Below are 15,979 nucleotides of genomic sequence, written 5' to 3' on the forward strand. Positions count from 1 at the left end.
CTGCTTCGTGTTTAATTTTGAACAATTTCAGACAAAATTGTTGCCAATAATTTCCCGATGCCAAAATGTCACATAAAAAAATTAATATTAAATTAAGATTTCAAAACTGTCAATGATGTAATTTTGCCAATTAAATCTAATAATAACTATACCATGAAAAAACGATTTTTCAACATCTTTATGATTGCTGCTATTTCTGCCGGAACAGTGGCTTGTAAAAATGATAAACAAAACGAAGTAGAACCTGGTGAAGCTCAGGAAGCAGCAACTGCTAGCGAGGTGGCACAACAATATGTGATAGACACTACAGAGTCCACAATCATGTGGAGAGGAACAAAGCCTACAGGTGAGCACAAGGGGAACATAAGCATCGCTTCAGGTTCTTTTACTGCTACACAGGAGGAAATTGAAAGTGGAACCGTAACCATTGATATGACTTCTATTGAAGTTACAGATGAGGGTATGGAAGACGAAGACAAAAGAAACCTTGAAAACCACCTTATGGGAACAGTAGAAGGCAAGGAAACAGATTTCTTTAATGTAAAGGAATTTCCAACTGCTACTTTCGAGGTAACCGGTATTACTGAAAAAGATGGACAAAAAATGTTACAGGGAAATCTTACAGTTAAAGATGAGACCAAAAACATTGAATTTCCTGTTTCAACTTCTATCGATGAAAATGAGCTGACTATAGAAGGTGAAACCTTTACTATTGACAGAACAGATTGGAATGTAAACTACGGTTCGAAATCTGTTTTTGATAATCTTGGAGATAACTTCATTAGTGACGACATGGAAATAACCATAGACGTACGCGCAACTGCACAGCAGTAAAAAAAAAAACTTTCAATATATTATAAAGCCGGTTTGAAACCGGCTTTTTTATTTCCTTACAAATCCTCCAAAGCTTTATTAAGGTTGGTATATCGATATTCAAATCCTGTCTTCTCAATTTTTTTGCTTGCAACGAGTTGGCTGGAAAGAATAGTACAGGCCATTTCCCCCATAATTCCCTTAAGTACGAATCCTGGTACCTTTGGCAGCCATATTTTCTTGTCGTAGCTTTTTGCCAGCTCTTCCATAAGATCCTTATGGGTCACAGGATTTGGCGCCACCCCATTATATACTCCCGTAAGACCATTTTGAACAATATGCAGAAAGATTCTTGCGAGATCATTTATATGTATCCAGGATTGCCACTGTTTCCCTTTTCCTAAAACAGCTCCAATATTCATTTTAACTACCTGTTCCAACTTAGGCAGTGCGCCGCCATCTTTACCAAGTACAAGGCCAACTCTAACTTTGGCTACTCTAAGACCTAATTTGCTAAACTCATCTGTTGCCGCCTCCCATTTCTGAACTACTTCCCCTAAGAAATTATCTTCCTTGTTTTTTTCGTCTTCATAGTACATCTTGTCGTAGGAATGAGGGTAAATTCCAATAGCACTGGCAGAAACTATGTGTCCAACCTCGTGTTCATGATGTTTTAAAGTAGTGTATAGAAGTTTCGTGGAATCGATCCTGCTGTTAAGAATTTTTTTCTTTGCCTTGTCTGTCCATCGCCGAAAGACATTTGCCCCGGCAAGATTGATAATTGCTCCTACATTTTCAAGACAGGCAGGATCAATTTCGCCCTTAGCCGGGTTCCAGTAAAAACCTTGATAATCGCTATTCTTTTCAATCTTACTCTTGCTGGTTGTGAGATAGTTTATCCCAATAGTTCTCTCCCTGCACAATTCAGAAATTTCTGAACCTATTAGACCTGTTGCTCCAGTGATTAATATCCGCATTTTTCTTTAAAATATAAGCACATTTTAAATGCTCACCCGATGGTTTATAATAGGTTTAACATGAGATCTAAGAGCATTGTAAAACCTATTTTTTCAAAGCTCTTAGCATTTCTCGTTTACCCGGAGGCCCGGGCATTCTTTCCACGGTAAAGCCTGCTGTTTCCATCGCTCTGCGCACACTTCCTTTGGCTGAATAAGTCACTAGTACGCCTCCGTTTTTTAATGCCAAAAACATACTTTTAAAGACTTCTTCCGTCCAAAGATCTGGCTGCACACGTGGCCCGAATGCATCAAAGAAAATGAGGTTATATTCCTCCCTGTCTTCTATTTCTGAAAAATATATTTTTTTCTTCTGAAGGCTGAAAGTGTTAGATACTGGCACTTTTTCACCCCACGGAGCCAAAAACAACTGCTGAAGGATCTCTTTTGTGTCTGGTTCAGGAAATAAGGAGGTATAGTTGAGCTTCTCCTGTTCCTCCTGGGATACCGGGTATGCTTCTACACCGGTGTAATCCACCTGTAAATTTCTTTTTCTAGCTTCCAGAAAAGTGATGAGCGCATTGAGACCGGTTCCATAGCCTATTTCCAGAATGGAGACCTCTTTTGCCATTTTTGAGACCTCTAAAAAATGCTCCAGTCCTGTTTTTATAAAAACATGATATGCCTCCTGTACCGCCCCATGCTTTGAATGATAATGCTCATTCCATTCCGGTAGAAAAATGGTCGAGGAACCATCGGCAGTTGTTATAATTTCTCTTTTCAATCTAATTCTTTTTTATGGCTACTCCGTCGGCCAGGAAAGACCAGGTTTTTTTAGGTTCCACGATAGCAGCAACCTCTTCGGGGGATTTGCCGGCATCTTCAGCAAAATGTCTCTGGTCATCTACAGAAACTTCAGATACATAGGCCTTACCGTTAACAACTACTTCCTGTTCTTCGATATCCTTTGGAACAAAAAAGGCATAATCTTTAAATTTTACCATCACCTCTTTTTCACCGGGTAACTCCAGGTTCATCCAACAGCCTTTCTTTTTACAAACTGAATTCACACTACTTTCAAATCGAACATCTACGGTATCGCCAACTTCTAAATTTTGAAATTTCTCGTTCATTTCTTCCGCAGAAAGTACTTCATGATTCTGAAATCCTTCACCTACAACACTGTAAGAAGCAGGAAATTCATTTGTAGTAATGGAAAGATCCTCTTCCATTGAGCTCTGAGGTTTATCCTTGCAGGAAATTGCTACAAAGAAAATAAACAATAACATTGATAATTTTTTCATGATTTTTCGGATTTATATATAGAAAATAAAACAAATTTACCAAAGCAGTTCATTTTAAAAATGCTTTAATTTCAGTAAATTTGAACAAATTTAATGACACAACATGAAAAATGGTTCAACTCTCCAACTGGAGATACAAAAAGCCCCCACTTCTAAGATTGATTCTGTTGATTTCGATAAGCTCGTTTTCGGTAATGTTTTTACTGACCACATGATGGTATGCGATTTTAAGAATGGTGAATGGCAGAAACCTAAAGTCATGCCTTACGGCCCGCTCGAGCTGGAACCTTCAGCACGGGTGTTTCATTACGGGCAGGCAGTTTTTGAAGGAATGAAGGCTTTTAAGGATGATGATGACCAGGTTTGGTTATTTAGACCTGAAGAAAACTTTAACCGCCTCAATAAATCTTCTAAAAGACTGGCTATTCCGGAATTTCCAACTTCGATGTTCTTTGAAGGCCTGGAAGCTTTGCTTAACCTTGACCGCGATTGGATCAAAAAAGGCTTCGGAAATTCCCTTTACATTCGCCCTTTTGTAATAGCTACAGAAGCAGGAGTATCTGCTTCGCCTTCTAAAGAATATAAATTTCTCATCATTTGCTCTCCTGCACAGGCCTATTATAGCGGAGATGTACGGGTAGTTTTTGCAGAGCAGTTTAGCCGCGCAGCCAATGGTGGTGTAGGTTATGCAAAAGCAGCCGGGAATTATGGCGCACAATTTTATCCTACAAACTTGGCAAAGGAAGAAGGATATCAGCAAATCATCTGGACAGATGCCAATACACACGAATTCCTGGAAGAGGCTGGAACCATGAATATTTTCTTTAGAGTTGGTGATAAATTACTCACTGCTCCCATCAGCGACCGCATTCTGGATGGGGTGACTCGAAAAAGTGTAATCCAACTTGCCGAAGATAATGGCATTAACGTAGAAGTGCGCCCAGTGGCCGTAAAGGAAATCGTAGATGCCGCAAAAAAGGGAGAGCTTAAGGAGATTTTTGGTTCGGGAACGGCTGCCACTATTAACCCGGTCAAGGGATTTGGCTACAAAGGCGAAAAATTTGAATTAGAAGATCAGGAGGATTCTTATGCCAGGCTCTTCAAAAATAAATTAATGGAAATTCAATACAACAAGACCGAAGACAAATTTGGCTGGAGACATCTGGTGAAAGAGTAATTTTTTTATCTACATGAATATAAAAGAGGAGCCAAAAATGTCATTTTTGGCTCCTCTTTGTTTTGCGCGTTTATTATTCTTTAAGAATGGCCTTAATATTTGGTGCCAAAAAGTTAGGCCCTTTTAGTACTTTTCCATCTTTGCGGTAGACTGGTTTTCCATCGGCACCAAGTTTGCTCATATTGCTTTTCTGGATCTCCTCAAACACTTCTTCTATTTTATCCTGCATTCCGTGTTCTATGATCGTTCCACAAAGAATGTAAAGCATATCTCCCAGCGCATCTGCCACTTCTACTACATCTCCCGCGTTTGCCGCTTCAAGATATTCTTCATTTTCTTCTTTCATAAGTTCAAAACGAAGCAAGTTTTTGGCATTTCCAAGGTTGCCGGTAGGCTTGTCTTTTATTCCCAGCCCAAAAGCCGAATGAAACTCCTTTACAGCTGCTATTTTCTTTTTCATTGCTAATATTCTTTAGATGCTCTAACTTTGCATAAAACTATAAAAATGTTCACTACAGGTCAGCTCATTTTTGGAGCGATTTTCTTCATTGCCTTTGTTATTGTAATTATTTACACTTACCGAAAGGACCTTCAGCTGCATCGCAAGTATTACAAGGGAACGCTGTACATTTTATTAGGATTTATCCTGTTCATTGCCCTTTTGTTTGTCATCAAATTGTATTTAAAACCTTAATTTCTGAATAAAAAACTTCAGCATTTGATCTTCAAAAGTTGTTGGTTGAACAACTTCATTACGGGATTCATATAGCAGGACCTCCAAAGTCTCCTGCCTGGTAGGATACAATTGGAATGATATGCTATGACCACTTCTGTTCCGGCTTTATCCAAAAAATTTTCGGCGCAGGAAAAAAATGTTACAGGTACCGGTAGAAGCATCAGTGAATGTCTAAATTTCCTTTCTAAGATTAAAATTTACACTAAAAAGGTACTAGGTTTTGCTGAGTCTATCAATGGTTAAAAGTATCTTGTTATTTTTAATATTTCTCAAATGGAAATAATTTAACATAATGTAAAATAACTATCTTAGCAATAAGATTTAATTCAAAAGCAGCCCTATATATGAAAATTATCAAGTACCTCCTCTTTTTATTGCTTATTGCTATTATCGCCGGTTCTATTTATGTAGCCACTAAGGACGGTTCATATAAAATTGAGGAAACAAGGGTAATAAATGCACCTGCACCGCTGCTATTTAACGAAGTAAATGATTTTTCAACATGGAAGAACTGGTCTGCCTGGAAGAATGGTGACGAAATAATCATTGAACTTTCAGAAGTACCACAAGGCCAGGGTGCAGTAATGTCGTGGGAAAGTACCGAAATGAGAGATGGCACGGTTACAAATACGGAAGTTATTCCCTTTAACACTATTCAGCAGCAATTAAATCTTGAAATAAGCATTGGTGAAACCAGTAGTGACATGTACTGGATTTTTGAACCTTCTAATGAAGGAACCCGAGTAACCTGGGGAATTGAGGGAAAGCAGAGTTTTAAAGAAAAGCTTTCATACATCCTTCAGGATCAGGATTTAAATGAAATTTTTAGACCAAAGCTTGAACAAGGACTGGAAGGTCTTGAAAGGGAGATTATAAGACAGATGGAACTTTATTCCATCAATGTTGACGGAGTGACACAACACGGCGGCGGGTATTATATGTACACCACCACTGCAACTAGAATAAATGAGGTCAACCAGAAAGCCGTCGAAATGATCGAACAAGTTAGCCTGTATATGGAAAACAACAATATCTCGATTAGCGGAAAACCCTTCGTCATTTACAATCAAAGGGATGACCAGAATGGAACTACCATCTTTTCAGCAGCGGTGCCCACTCCAAGCCAAATGATCACTCCCGCAGGTAGTCCCGTACTTGCCGGTTATCTTGAACCGCAGCGGGTAGTAAAAACGACGCTACGCGGAAACAGAAAAAATGCACTGGAAGCCTGGGAAGCGACTTATTCATTTATTCAGGAAAATGGATATCAGGTAGATCCGGAAGGTACTCCTTTTGAAGTTTATATTACGAATCCGGCAGATGAAGAAAATCCTGCGAGGCTAGTAACCGAAATCTACATACCAATCCAGTCGAATTCTACGGAATAGGATATGATTAAAAATGCGCTTCTTGTATTTATTGGCGGCGGACTGGGAAGTGTGCTAAGGTATTTGATTTCCAAATATTTAAATAATGCATCGCTTCCATTGGGCACCTTTACAGTAAATATTTTAGGGAGCTTTCTGCTTGGAATCACGTTTGGATTGATCTTAAAGTATCAGCCTGCCTCAAGTACTGCAAACCTTCTTTTTGGAGTAGGCTTTTGTGGCGGTTTTACTACGTTTTCAACCTTTGCTGTCGAAAACCAGGTGTTTCTTCGTACGGGCGATTATTCCCACTTTCTTTTATACGCTTTCGGTAGCCTTTTCTTCGGAATTTTAGCAGTTTTCCTCGGACTTTTCCTTTCCAAATTATTCTGAAGTTAACCAGAACTGAGTTCTCGATTCAGGATAGTCAAAAAAAGGAAAATTTCATCTATTTTTTAAAAGCCTTCACTCCTGCCGTTATGGCCACGTCAAGATGATTTTCTGAAGGAGGAATGGGACAGGAATACTTCCCGTTATAGGCACAGTATGGATTGTAGGCTTTATTAAAATCAATTAAAATCCTTTTTGAATCGGGAATGCGCATGTCCAAATATCTTCCGCCTGAATAGCTGGAATTACCGTTGGTAAGATCTGTGAATGGTATGAAAAGATAATCCTCATATTCCGCTTTTTTGATCAATTCCTGATTTTGATATAAGTTTAGTTTATATTCTTTTCCCTCCAATTCAAAATATACCTCACCATATTTCACATACACGGGTTTTCTTTCTGTTGTTGTAGGCATTTCAAATGGTGTTTCATATGGCGTTCGTACAAATTCTGCCTCCACTAAATATTTATTATTCACAGGAAAAAAATCAAGTGAGGTAAAGTTTTGAAGATCTTCTTCCTTAAGCGGAGATTCATCAGGATCATGAAAAGAGGCATTTAATTCCTTCTGAAATTCAGAAAACTCACTCGTCTCCTGAGCAATCCCATCACTCAGTGAAATAAAAAACAGAATCAACAGCAAAAATGCCATTTTTGAAGAGTAAGCTACTCTATTGTTCATCATAAAATTTTGAGGTTCCCAGGTATTTTTTAACCAGCCAATTAAATTCTGGCGTTAATCTTAAAGCCAGTGTTCCTTCAATATCATAAAGAGGTTCAAGCTCCCCATAGCCATTTTTCAGCATTTCCTCAAGATAGAATAGCGCTGTACTGTAATCATCGTCCTGTGCACTCAGGGAGATAATCTTCTTATACGCCTGGAAATCATTTTGGTCGAAAATGGTTTGTATCATGTTTGCCAAAAGTTGAGATTCAAGCGAAGTTCTTTCAGCAGCCGCAATCTCAGCTCTTTTCATTTCTGAAATCTTATCAAGAAAATTAAGCAAACGTTTACCCATATCTGCTTCTAATTCATTTTCTCCTCCGGCAAGTTTTTCAAGCTCGAGTTTTTGAAAATTCCACCACCCAAGATTTTCAAAATTTGCAGTCCCTACGTCTTCATTTAAGTAATAGATAAAGTCATCTATAAGCCGGCTTTCTTTATTTTGAATTTCACCGGCTGCTTTTCTTTGTTCCGAATAATTCCGGGTACGGGAAAGTTGTCTTTGCTTACTCTCAAGTTCTGAAAGGTTTAGAAGGCCATCATATTTAGAGATAAGAATGTCCATAAGATTATAAGCCTTAAAGGAATCACCTGTACTTATCAATTGATTCACCCTGCCCAGGTCATCCTGGTATAATGAGTTTATGAGCTGTTGCTGTCTACCAGTTTTTCCAGATTTCATGGCCTGTAAAGTTAGACTGCCCATGGCTGCAGAAATAATAGCAGGATTTGGCCATTCATGCCCCCCATCAAAGATGTAAACCACAACCGGAAAACCCATGCTTTCAAGTTGCGCCGCAGTTGCACGCATTCCGTACGCAGCAATGTCCTCATCTCCTGCAACACCTACAAAAAACAACTTGTTGTTTTTATCGAGATAATCCAGGATTAGCTGATTGTCTCCTATTGCAATGACCCCGTGTATATTTTGATAAACTGCGGGTAGAGCAGTTGCAGCCTTTGCTCCTTCTCCAAACCCTGCTACCGAAATGCGATTAAAATCCACCGGAATACTCGTCGTCACCGCATGCATTAATCGTGCTGCCACGTTTACATTCTCCTCCAGGGTGTTATTGGGTGAAATATTATTGGAGGAAGCAAGTATGTAGTCCTGTTCTTCGGCGGCAGTCATAAAAAGTTGAGCAGCCGTTCTTCCTCTTCCTTCAGAATCAAAGAGAAAAATGACCGGCTTAGGAGATCCATTGTTCTCGAAAGACTGGGGTAGAAATAGGGAATAAGTTTCTCTGATTGTATCATTTACGGGTAATGAATCCATTACCACTCCTTTTGAGAGCCTCATCTCCTGTGCAGAAACAGATGTGGCGATTAAAAAAATGAATAAAAGCGTTCTCATTGCGAAAAGATAATAATTTTCTATGATTCTAATCCACAAAAAAATGGCCTGCATTTATCTGCAAGCCATTTCTAAATTTTTCTTTTTCAAACTAGCTGGTCTTATTTCTTCACCTTCTGCTGTCTTAATCTTAAATTGTTTGGAAATAAAACTTTAGCAAACAGGGAGATCATAAAAAGGTCTGTAAACACAAAACAGAGTACCCGCATTACCTCAATCCCTTCGTAATTCATTCCCGTAAAACTTATAAATCCAGTGACTAGTGCTATTATTAAAAATAATAAAGTAAAAATTTTCATATCGTCATCTTTTTCAATTCATTCAGGGACAAATGTACCTCATAAGAGAGGGTTTAGGTATTAAAAAACTTGTAATTGGGTAATTTTTAACGCAGTAATTGTGTAAAGCGAATATATGTTAAGGCTTTTGTTATCAATCACAGGCTTTGAATTCATTTCCAAGATGTCTCTTTCTAAAACCGCAAAAAAAAGCCTCACATTTCTGTGAGGCTTAAAGTCTTATAAAATTATAAATCCAGACGAAGACTAAGCTTGTCTAACATTTACTGCATTTATTCCTTTTCTTCCTTCTTCCAGGTCAAAAGTAACTTCGTCGTCCTGTCTAATTTCATCAACTAATCCATTCGCATGTACGAAATATTCTTTTGTTGATTCTTCGTCTTTAATGAATCCATATCCTTTTGAATCATTGAAAAACTTAACTGTACCTCTATTCATTGTATAAATTTAAATTGGTCGCAAATGTACAACAAACAATCGGATAAAAAACTATAAATCAATAATTTATTCTCCTACGGCAGGAAATGCGATATGAATACCCTGGATAAGCATGTTGGTTCCTATAATGGCTATAATTAATCCCATTATCTTCTCAATAACAACAATTTTATTTTCGCCAATCAAGCGCACCATATAATCGCTCGAGATAAAAGCGAGGTAGTTAAGCCACATCACAATACCAAACATTGCCAGGATGATCAACAATTGCAGATAGCCTGCGTTTGTAGTAAAGTTCATCGCGGTTACAATAGTTCCAGGCCCCGCAAGAATAGGAATAGCAAGGGGAGAAATAGAAACCCCTTCATTAAAATTAATTTCTGTTTGGTTATCAATACTTGATTGCTGTGCACGAATCATTTCAAAACCTACAAAGAAAACCAGCAATCCACCTGTAATCTTAAATGCAGGAATGGTAAGTCCGAAGAAATCAAAAATATATTTCCCAAGAATAATAAATCCAGAGACAATTACAAAAGCAGTAAAAGTAGCTTTTTTGGAAATTTGTCGTTTCGTGGCTTTATCCCTATGCCGGGTAAGACCTAAAAACACAGGCATGTTCCCCAGGGGATTGTTTATGGCTATAAAACCTGTAAATACTGCTACCGCAAATATCCCCCAATTTTCCATCTCTTCATTTTTTTATTCTGCTGTGAAATATCTCAGATTCAGTCGGCAAAAGTATTTCAAATTTCCAATTTTACAATAACAGTCTTAAAGTTTTTTCATTGTTTTTTAGTGCAAAAAGACCTACTTCTGAAACTCCCGAATTTGAGAGTTCTTTAACGCTTCAACAGGTGCAGAATTTGTACTTTTTCAATCCTAAATTTTCATGATGAAAAGCTATAATGAGAAAAGGGATTTCAGCAAAACCAGGGAACCTAAAGCAAATGCTGCCTCAAAGAAAAGAGAAGATGAGCCCATTTTTGTCATTCAGAAGCATGATGCTACCAATCTACATTATGATTTCCGGCTGGAGATTGATGGTACATTGAAATCCTGGTCGGTTCCCAAAGGCCCTAGCACCAATCCCGCCGTAAAAAGAATGGCCATCCCAACCGAAGATCATCCTATAGCCTATGCAGATTTTGAAGGCACCATTCCCGAAGGAGAATATGGCGGCGGTACCGTGATGATCTGGGATAAGGGTACAATTAAAAGTGACAAAAAAGATAAAGATGGTCGCCTGATTTCTCTTGAAGAAAGTTTCAAAAATGGCTCTTTGGAAGTAGTTTTAAATGGTAAGAAATTACAGGGAGGATACAACCTTGTAAAAATGAAAGGTGGTAAGATGAAGGGCAACTGGCTTTTAATGAAACAGGATGACGATTATGCCGATGCGCGTCGCAATCCTGTAAACACTCAACAAAATAGCGTGATAAGCGGTAGATCCCTGGCCGAAATCGAAAAAGAGGAAAAATAAACTAATAAAACAATATGGAACTGTCTGGTGTAGAAATATCACATCCTGAAAAGGTCATTTTTCCGAAGAAGAACATCACCAAAGGTGATATGGCTACTTATTATGATAAGATTGCAGATCAAATGTTGCCTTTTTTGAAGGACAGACCTCTCACTTTACACAGGTTTCCTTCCGGAATAGAGGAACAGGGATTTTATCAGAAAAATGCTTCAGATTACTTTCCCGATTACATTAAACGTGTTGAGATCGAGACTGAAGACGGCGTGAATACGCAGATTATTTGCAACAATAAAAAGACATTGCTTTATCTTGTAAATCAAAACACAGTAGCATTCCACATCTGGCTAAGTAAAAAAGACAGGTTGAGACAGCCGGACAAAGTTGTCTTTGATCTAGACCCGCCCGAAAATTCTTTTGACAAAGTAAAAGAAGCAGCAAAAGTGCTGTGTAATTTTCTCAGGAAGAAGAAAAAGGAACCTCAGCTTATGTCAACCGGCCAAAGCGGTTTCCATCTTTTTTATGAGATTCGCCGCGGAAAAGATTTTGACGAAATAAAAAAGGAGCTTCGCGCTATGGCAGAGGAAGTCACTAGGCTACGACCAGATCTTCTCACCACCAAAATAAGGAAAGAACAGCGGGAAGGAAAAATCTTTGTAGATTACCTGCGTAATGCCTATGCCCAAACAGCGGTTTGTCCTTTTTCCCTTCGGCCCAATGAAGAAGCCGGCATTGCCACCCCTTTAGAATGGGAAGAACTATCTAAAATGGAAAGTGCTTATCAATATAACTATGAAAATATTTTCAGAAGATTGGGACAAATAAAGAAGACCACAGAAAACTAAGGACTCCTGCAACTCATGATCTAAAAATGCCATTTTTGAAGCCTTTTATAGAGAAGAGATTCAACAGCTTTAGGTAAAAAATTGAACAAAAAAAAATATAAAAATCACACAAAATGAAGAATATAAGCCAAGAACAGGCCAGTAAAGAATTACATAAAGAAGCCGAAAATGTGGAGGAAAAAGACCTGGATAGAGTCCTGAGTAAAAAAGAGAAGATCGAGAATAAGATCCTAAACAATGAAACGGTGGAGAAGTACGTGGAGAAAGGAAAAATGATGTTTTCTCTCATCAACGACTATAGAAAGGGGAATTATACCGAAGTTCCCTGGAAGACAATTGCCGCAGTGGCCGGGGCACTCCTTTACGTGCTAAATCCGTTGGACCTTATCCCCGATTTCATTCCTGTAATAGGAATGTTGGACGATGCTTCAGTCCTTGCTGTTTGTCTCAAACTGGTTAATGACGACCTTGAGAAATATACGGACTGGAAATTAAATTCCTCTTCAGAAGAAGTTGGATCACCGGCATAAAAGAATTATTCAGAAAAAAAGGAGGAAAATTAAGCTGATTTTCCTCCTTTTTAATGCTTTAAATAATCCAGAAACTACATATTTCGCCTGTACTGTCCTCCCACCTCAAAGAGAGCACTCGTAATTTGACCCAACGAGCAGGACTTTGTGGCTTCCATAAGAACTTCAAAAATGTTTTCATTTTGAACAGCAGCTTTTTTCACTTCTTCCAGGGCTGCTTCGGCTTTTTCTTCCTTGGCCTTGTGTAAATCCTGCAGCGTTTTGATCTGGTTTTGCTTTTCTTCTTCCGTAGCTCTAATTACCTCACCCGGTGTCACAGTTGGTGAACCGGTAGAACTTAAGAAGGTATTCACTCCAATAATTGGGAAGTCACCATTATGTTTCAGGGTTTCATAATACAAACTTTCCTCCTGAATTTTGCTACGCTGGTACATGGTTTCCATAGCTCCCAGCACTCCGCCGCGCTCTGTGATCCTGTCAAACTCCTGAAGTACTGCTTCCTCCACAAGATCTGTAAGCTCTTCAATAATAAATGATCCCTGGATTGGGTTTTCGTTTTTCGCCAGTCCCAGTTCCTTGTTAATGATCAATTGAATAGCCATGGCCCTTCTTACAGAAGCTTCTGTAGGCGTAGTGATCGCCTCATCATATGCGTTTGTATGCAGCGAGTTACAATTGTCATAAATTGCATATAATGCCTGCAGTGTAGTTCTGATATCATTAAAATCGATTTCCTGGGCATGTAAAGATCGCCCGGAAGTCTGGATATGATACTTCAGCATTTGAGCCCGCGGATTTGCATTGTATTTGTACTTCAATGCTTTGGACCAAATTTTCCTTGCTACACGTCCTATAACCGCATATTCGGGATCAATCCCGTTGGAGAAAAAGAAAGACAGGTTTGGACCAAATTTGTTGATGTCCATCCCGCGACTTAAATAATACTCTACATAGGTAAATCCATTGGCCAATGTTAGTGCCAGCTGAGTAATTGGATTTGCACCAGCTTCAGCAATGTGATATCCTGAAATTGAAACCGAATAAAAATTGCGCACCTGTTCAGCAATAAAATATTCCTGAACATCTCCCATAAGCCGCAGGGCAAATTCTGTGGAAAAAATACAGGTATTCTGTGCCTGGTCTTCCTTCAAAATATCTGCCTGTACGGTTCCCCGAACCTGGTTTAACGTCCGTTTCTTGATATCCTGATATACATCCTGCGGCAATACCTGATCACCGGTGACTCCGAGTAACATGAGCCCAAGACCATTGTTCCCTTCAGGAAATTCTCCCCTGTATTTTGGCTGATCTTCTTCCTTTCCGGAATAAATCTTAGCAATTTTTTCTTTTACCTCTTTTTCGAGTCCGTTCTCAACGATGAATTTTTCACACTGCTGATCGATGGCTGCGTTCATGAAAAATCCAAGCAGCATTGGTGCCGGTCCATTGATCGTCATACTCACCGAAGTTAATGGATCTGCAAGGTCAAAGCCGGAATAGAGTTTTTTTGCATCATCAAGACAACAAATGGAAACTCCTGCGTTTCCAATCTTTCCGTAAATATCTGGCCGGTGATCGGGATCATTCCCATATAATGTAACCGAATCGAATGCTGTGGAAAGGCGTTTTGCTGGTAAGCCCATGCTCACGTAGTGAAAGCGCCTGTTGGTACGTTCAGGAGAACCTTCGCCGGCAAACATACGTGTTGGGTCTTCTCCCTGTCGCTTAAATGGATAAAGTCCTGCGGTATAGGGAAATTCCCCGGGAACATTTTCCTGCAGACACCACTGTAGAATGTCACCCCATGCTTTATATTTTGGCAACGCCACCTTCGCTATTTGAGTATGCGACAAAGATTCGGAATGGGTTTCGATCTTTATTTCTTTATCACGCACCTTAAAACTATAGACGGGATTTTTATATTTGTTGACCTTATCATCCCATCCGGTTATGATTTCCCAGTTGTAAGGATCCAGATCCATCTTTACTCTATCAAATTCTTTCTTCAACAGTCCTACGAGATCATTATTTTCTTCGGTAGAGCTGTCGCGCAGACTTTCTTCTTCAAGTCCGAATTTATTTAACCCGATATTTACTCCGGTTACAGATTCGATCGTCTTATATATCCCGTAAAGTTTTTGAGCAACTTCAGCCTGTGACGCTGCTTTCTCATCATAAGACCTGTTATTCTCTGAAATTTCAGAAAGGTAGCGTGTTCGGTTTGGTGGGATCACAAAGATCTTTTCACTCATCCCCTTTGAGATCTCAAAAGTGGAATTCAATTTAGAGCCGGTTTTTTCGTCTATTTTATCCATGATCTCCCGGTAAAGCGTATTCATCCCGGGATCATTGAATTGCGAAGCAATTGTACCGAACACAGGAAGTGTATCAGGATTGGAATGCCATAGCCCGTGATTTCGTTGATACTGTTTCTTCACATCCCGAAGCGCATCCAGGGCACCTCTTTTATCAAATTTATTGATCGCCACCAGGTCGGCAAAATCTAGCATGTCTATTTTCTCCAGCTGCGTTGCCGCACCAAATTCCGGCGTCATTACATAAAGTGAAACATCAGAATGTTCAAGGATTTCTGTATCAGACTGCCCAATTCCTGAAGTTTCAAGAATGATCAAATCAAAACGAGCAGCTTTTAAAACCTCGATAGCTTCGGCTACATATTTAGAAAGAGCGAGATTAGATTGTCTTGTTGCGAGAGATCTCATGTAGACCCTCGAATTATTAATAGAATTCATTCTAATCCTGTCCCCCAGCAAGGCACCGCCGGTTTTCCGCTTCGATGGATCCACCGAAATAATTCCAATAGTCTTCTCCGGAAAATCGATTAAAAAACGTCTCACCAGTTCATCAACCAATGAAGATTTACCTGCACCACCGGTACCGGTAATTCCAAGAACAGGAATTTCAGTCGATTTATTGGCTTCATGAATGCTTTCCAGAGCGCTTTTTGCAACCTCCGGAAAATTTTCAGCAGCAGAAATCACTCTCGCAATTGCGCCAGATTTTTTAGCAGAAAGGTCTTTAACTTCCCCGTTCAGGCTGTCACCCAATGGATAATCTGATAATTTTACAAGATCATTGATCATACCCTGCAGTCCTAGTTCCCTTCCATCATCTGGAGAATATATCCTGGTGATCCCGTAATCCTGCAGTTCCTTAATCTCTTCGGGAAGGATCACTCCACCGCCGCCGCCAAAGATCTTGATATGACCCGCTCCCTTTTCCCTAAGCAGGTCATACATATATTTGAAATACTCGGTATGGCCGCCCTGGTAAGAAGTCATTGCGATGGAATTCGCATCTTCCTGGATCGCACAATTTACCACCTCCTCCACACTGCGGTCATGGCCAAGATGTATCACCTCGACTCCTGTAGATTGGATGATACGCCTCATTATATTGATGGCAGCATCGTGGCCGTCAAAAAGGGAGGCTGCCGTTACTATTCGTACTTTATTGCTGGGTTTATAAGGAGCTTGTTGTTCCATGCTGAATTTTAATATTTAGTGCCTGCAATTTACGAATTTCGGAATGAAGTATCCATTATT

The 15,979-nt window shown here is 39.4% G+C and carries 18 protein-coding genes; 8 read left to right on the forward strand and 10 right to left on the reverse strand.

Annotated elements, in window-relative coordinates:
- Positions 1-153 precede the first annotated feature (153 nt).
- Positions 154-834: a YceI family protein gene (locus tag ACOV1Q_RS12855; RefSeq protein WP_424494805.1), complete on the forward strand. Its 681-nt coding sequence runs from the start codon at positions 154-156 to the stop codon at positions 832-834.
- A gap of 56 nt (positions 835-890) precedes the next feature.
- Here the strand turns inward: ACOV1Q_RS12855 and ACOV1Q_RS12860 are convergent, their stop codons facing one another.
- The 3 genes from ACOV1Q_RS12860 to ACOV1Q_RS12870 form a co-directional block, all read right to left on the reverse strand.
- Positions 891-1,790 (reverse strand): TIGR01777 family oxidoreductase, encoded by a 900-nt coding sequence (locus ACOV1Q_RS12860; protein WP_424494806.1) that lies wholly within the window; start codon positions 1,788-1,790, stop codon positions 891-893.
- 85 nt (positions 1,791-1,875) lie between these two features.
- A complete protein-coding gene (gene mnmC2 / locus ACOV1Q_RS12865) occupies positions 1,876-2,553 on the reverse strand; it encodes a tRNA (5-methylaminomethyl-2-thiouridine)(34)-methyltransferase MnmC2 (protein ID WP_424494807.1) in 678 nt (225 codons plus the stop codon).
- 1 nt (position 2,554) lies between these two features.
- On the reverse strand, positions 2,555-3,073 hold the full coding sequence (locus tag ACOV1Q_RS12870) for a DUF4920 domain-containing protein (RefSeq protein WP_424494808.1): 519 nt from the start codon (positions 3,071-3,073) through the stop codon (positions 2,555-2,557).
- A gap of 103 nt (positions 3,074-3,176) precedes the next feature.
- On the opposite strand from ACOV1Q_RS12870, the gene ACOV1Q_RS12875 reads away from it, so the two are divergent.
- Positions 3,177-4,250, forward strand: coding sequence for a branched-chain amino acid aminotransferase (locus ACOV1Q_RS12875; RefSeq protein WP_424494809.1), 1,074 nt, complete (start codon positions 3,177-3,179; stop codon positions 4,248-4,250).
- A 73-nt stretch (positions 4,251-4,323) separates the two neighbouring features.
- On the opposite strand, the gene ACOV1Q_RS12880 is transcribed toward ACOV1Q_RS12875, so the two are convergent.
- Entirely contained in the window at positions 4,324-4,710 is a 387-nt protein-coding gene (locus ACOV1Q_RS12880) for a pyrophosphohydrolase domain-containing protein (protein WP_424494810.1), read from the reverse strand.
- Positions 4,711-4,755: 45 nt separating this feature from the next.
- On the opposite strand from ACOV1Q_RS12880, the gene ACOV1Q_RS12885 reads away from it, so the two are divergent.
- From ACOV1Q_RS12885 to crcB, 3 genes are all read left to right on the forward strand, one after another.
- Positions 4,756-4,944, forward strand: a complete 189-nt coding sequence (locus ACOV1Q_RS12885; protein ID WP_424494811.1) for a hypothetical protein — start codon at positions 4,756-4,758, stop codon at positions 4,942-4,944.
- A gap of 386 nt (positions 4,945-5,330) precedes the next feature.
- The gene (locus tag ACOV1Q_RS12890; protein WP_424494812.1) at positions 5,331-6,374 is read left to right on the forward strand and encodes an SRPBCC family protein; all 1,044 of its coding nucleotides are present in this window, start codon (positions 5,331-5,333) and stop codon (positions 6,372-6,374) included.
- Positions 6,375-6,377: 3 nt separating this feature from the next.
- Positions 6,378-6,746: a fluoride efflux transporter CrcB gene (crcB, locus tag ACOV1Q_RS12895; RefSeq protein WP_424494813.1), complete on the forward strand. Its 369-nt coding sequence runs from the start codon at positions 6,378-6,380 to the stop codon at positions 6,744-6,746.
- A 55-nt stretch (positions 6,747-6,801) separates the two neighbouring features.
- Here crcB and ACOV1Q_RS12900 read toward each other — a convergent pair whose 3' ends face one another.
- The 5 genes from ACOV1Q_RS12900 to ACOV1Q_RS12920 all read right to left on the reverse strand — a co-directional run bounded on the left by ACOV1Q_RS12900 (position 6,802) and on the right by ACOV1Q_RS12920 (position 10,248).
- Positions 6,802-7,425, reverse strand: coding sequence for a DUF1684 domain-containing protein (locus ACOV1Q_RS12900; RefSeq protein ID WP_424494814.1), 624 nt, complete (start codon positions 7,423-7,425; stop codon positions 6,802-6,804).
- Positions 7,415-8,821 (reverse strand): alpha/beta hydrolase, encoded by a 1,407-nt coding sequence (locus ACOV1Q_RS12905; RefSeq protein WP_424494815.1) that lies wholly within the window; start codon positions 8,819-8,821, stop codon positions 7,415-7,417. The genes ACOV1Q_RS12900 and ACOV1Q_RS12905 overlap by 11 nt, the downstream gene beginning before the upstream one ends.
- Positions 8,822-8,922: 101 nt before the next feature.
- On the reverse strand, positions 8,923-9,120 hold the full coding sequence (locus tag ACOV1Q_RS12910; protein ID WP_424494816.1) for a DUF1328 domain-containing protein: 198 nt from the start codon (positions 9,118-9,120) through the stop codon (positions 8,923-8,925).
- 246 nt (positions 9,121-9,366) lie between these two features.
- Complete coding sequence (locus ACOV1Q_RS12915) at positions 9,367-9,558, reverse strand: cold-shock protein (protein ID WP_424494817.1); 192 nt, start codon at positions 9,556-9,558, stop codon at positions 9,367-9,369.
- A gap of 66 nt (positions 9,559-9,624) precedes the next feature.
- Positions 9,625-10,248 carry a MarC family protein gene (locus ACOV1Q_RS12920; RefSeq protein WP_424494818.1) on the reverse strand — a complete coding sequence of 208 codons (624 nt, stop codon included), beginning with the start codon at positions 10,246-10,248 and terminating at the stop codon, positions 9,625-9,627.
- 202 nt (positions 10,249-10,450) lie between these two features.
- Here ACOV1Q_RS12920 and ACOV1Q_RS12925 point away from each other — a divergent pair, with 202 nt between their 5' ends.
- The 3 genes from ACOV1Q_RS12925 (at position 10,451) to ACOV1Q_RS12935 (ending at position 12,413) form a co-directional block, all read left to right on the forward strand.
- Positions 10,451-11,041 carry a DNA polymerase ligase N-terminal domain-containing protein gene (locus ACOV1Q_RS12925; protein WP_424494819.1) on the forward strand — a complete coding sequence of 197 codons (591 nt, stop codon included), beginning with the start codon at positions 10,451-10,453 and terminating at the stop codon, positions 11,039-11,041.
- Positions 11,042-11,055: 14 nt separating this feature from the next.
- Positions 11,056-11,883, forward strand: a complete 828-nt coding sequence (gene ligD, locus ACOV1Q_RS12930; RefSeq protein WP_424494820.1) for a non-homologous end-joining DNA ligase — start codon at positions 11,056-11,058, stop codon at positions 11,881-11,883.
- Between the two features lie 113 nt (positions 11,884-11,996).
- Entirely contained in the window at positions 11,997-12,413 is a 417-nt protein-coding gene (locus tag ACOV1Q_RS12935; protein WP_424494821.1) for a YkvA family protein, read from the forward strand.
- Between the two features lie 74 nt (positions 12,414-12,487).
- On the opposite strand, the gene ACOV1Q_RS12940 is transcribed toward ACOV1Q_RS12935, so the two are convergent.
- Complete coding sequence (locus ACOV1Q_RS12940; RefSeq protein WP_424494822.1) at positions 12,488-15,919, reverse strand: methylmalonyl-CoA mutase family protein; 3,432 nt, start codon at positions 15,917-15,919, stop codon at positions 12,488-12,490.
- Positions 15,920-15,979 lie beyond the last annotated feature (60 nt).

It is taken from the genome of Salinimicrobium maris (assembly GCF_049680855.1).
GTDB lineage: Bacteria > Bacteroidota > Bacteroidia > Flavobacteriales > Flavobacteriaceae > Salinimicrobium.

Bases quoted from the DNA above. Each gene is read 5' to 3' on its own strand.
- ACOV1Q_RS12855 (WP_424494805.1), top strand. From the start codon at position 154: ATGAAAAAACGATTTTTCAACATCTTTATGATTGCTGCTATTTCTGCC.
- ACOV1Q_RS12860 (WP_424494806.1), bottom strand. From the start codon at position 1,790: ATGCGGATATTAATCACTGGAGCAACAGGTCTAATAGGTTCAGAAATT.
- ACOV1Q_RS12870 (WP_424494808.1), bottom strand. From the start codon at position 3,073: ATGAAAAAATTATCAATGTTATTGTTTATTTTCTTTGTAGCAATTTCC.
- ACOV1Q_RS12875 (WP_424494809.1), top strand. From the start codon at position 3,177: ATGAAAAATGGTTCAACTCTCCAACTGGAGATACAAAAAGCCCCCACT.
- ACOV1Q_RS12880 (WP_424494810.1), bottom strand. From the start codon at position 4,710: ATGAAAAAGAAAATAGCAGCTGTAAAGGAGTTTCATTCGGCTTTTGGG.
- ACOV1Q_RS12885 (WP_424494811.1), top strand. From the start codon at position 4,756: ATGTTCACTACAGGTCAGCTCATTTTTGGAGCGATTTTCTTCATTGCC.
- ACOV1Q_RS12890 (WP_424494812.1), top strand. From the start codon at position 5,331: ATGAAAATTATCAAGTACCTCCTCTTTTTATTGCTTATTGCTATTATC.
- crcB (WP_424494813.1), top strand. From the start codon at position 6,378: ATGATTAAAAATGCGCTTCTTGTATTTATTGGCGGCGGACTGGGAAGT.
- ACOV1Q_RS12900 (WP_424494814.1), bottom strand. From the start codon at position 7,425: ATGAACAATAGAGTAGCTTACTCTTCAAAAATGGCATTTTTGCTGTTG.
- ACOV1Q_RS12905 (WP_424494815.1), bottom strand. From the start codon at position 8,821: ATGAGAACGCTTTTATTCATTTTTTTAATCGCCACATCTGTTTCTGCA.
- ACOV1Q_RS12910 (WP_424494816.1), bottom strand. From the start codon at position 9,120: ATGAAAATTTTTACTTTATTATTTTTAATAATAGCACTAGTCACTGGA.
- ACOV1Q_RS12915 (WP_424494817.1), bottom strand. From the start codon at position 9,558: ATGAATAGAGGTACAGTTAAGTTTTTCAATGATTCAAAAGGATATGGA.
- ACOV1Q_RS12920 (WP_424494818.1), bottom strand. From the start codon at position 10,248: ATGGAAAATTGGGGGATATTTGCGGTAGCAGTATTTACAGGTTTTATA.
- ACOV1Q_RS12925 (WP_424494819.1), top strand. From the start codon at position 10,451: ATGATGAAAAGCTATAATGAGAAAAGGGATTTCAGCAAAACCAGGGAA.
- ligD (WP_424494820.1), top strand. From the start codon at position 11,056: ATGGAACTGTCTGGTGTAGAAATATCACATCCTGAAAAGGTCATTTTT.
- ACOV1Q_RS12935 (WP_424494821.1), top strand. From the start codon at position 11,997: ATGAAGAATATAAGCCAAGAACAGGCCAGTAAAGAATTACATAAAGAA.
- ACOV1Q_RS12940 (WP_424494822.1), bottom strand. From the start codon at position 15,919: ATGGAACAACAAGCTCCTTATAAACCCAGCAATAAAGTACGAATAGTA.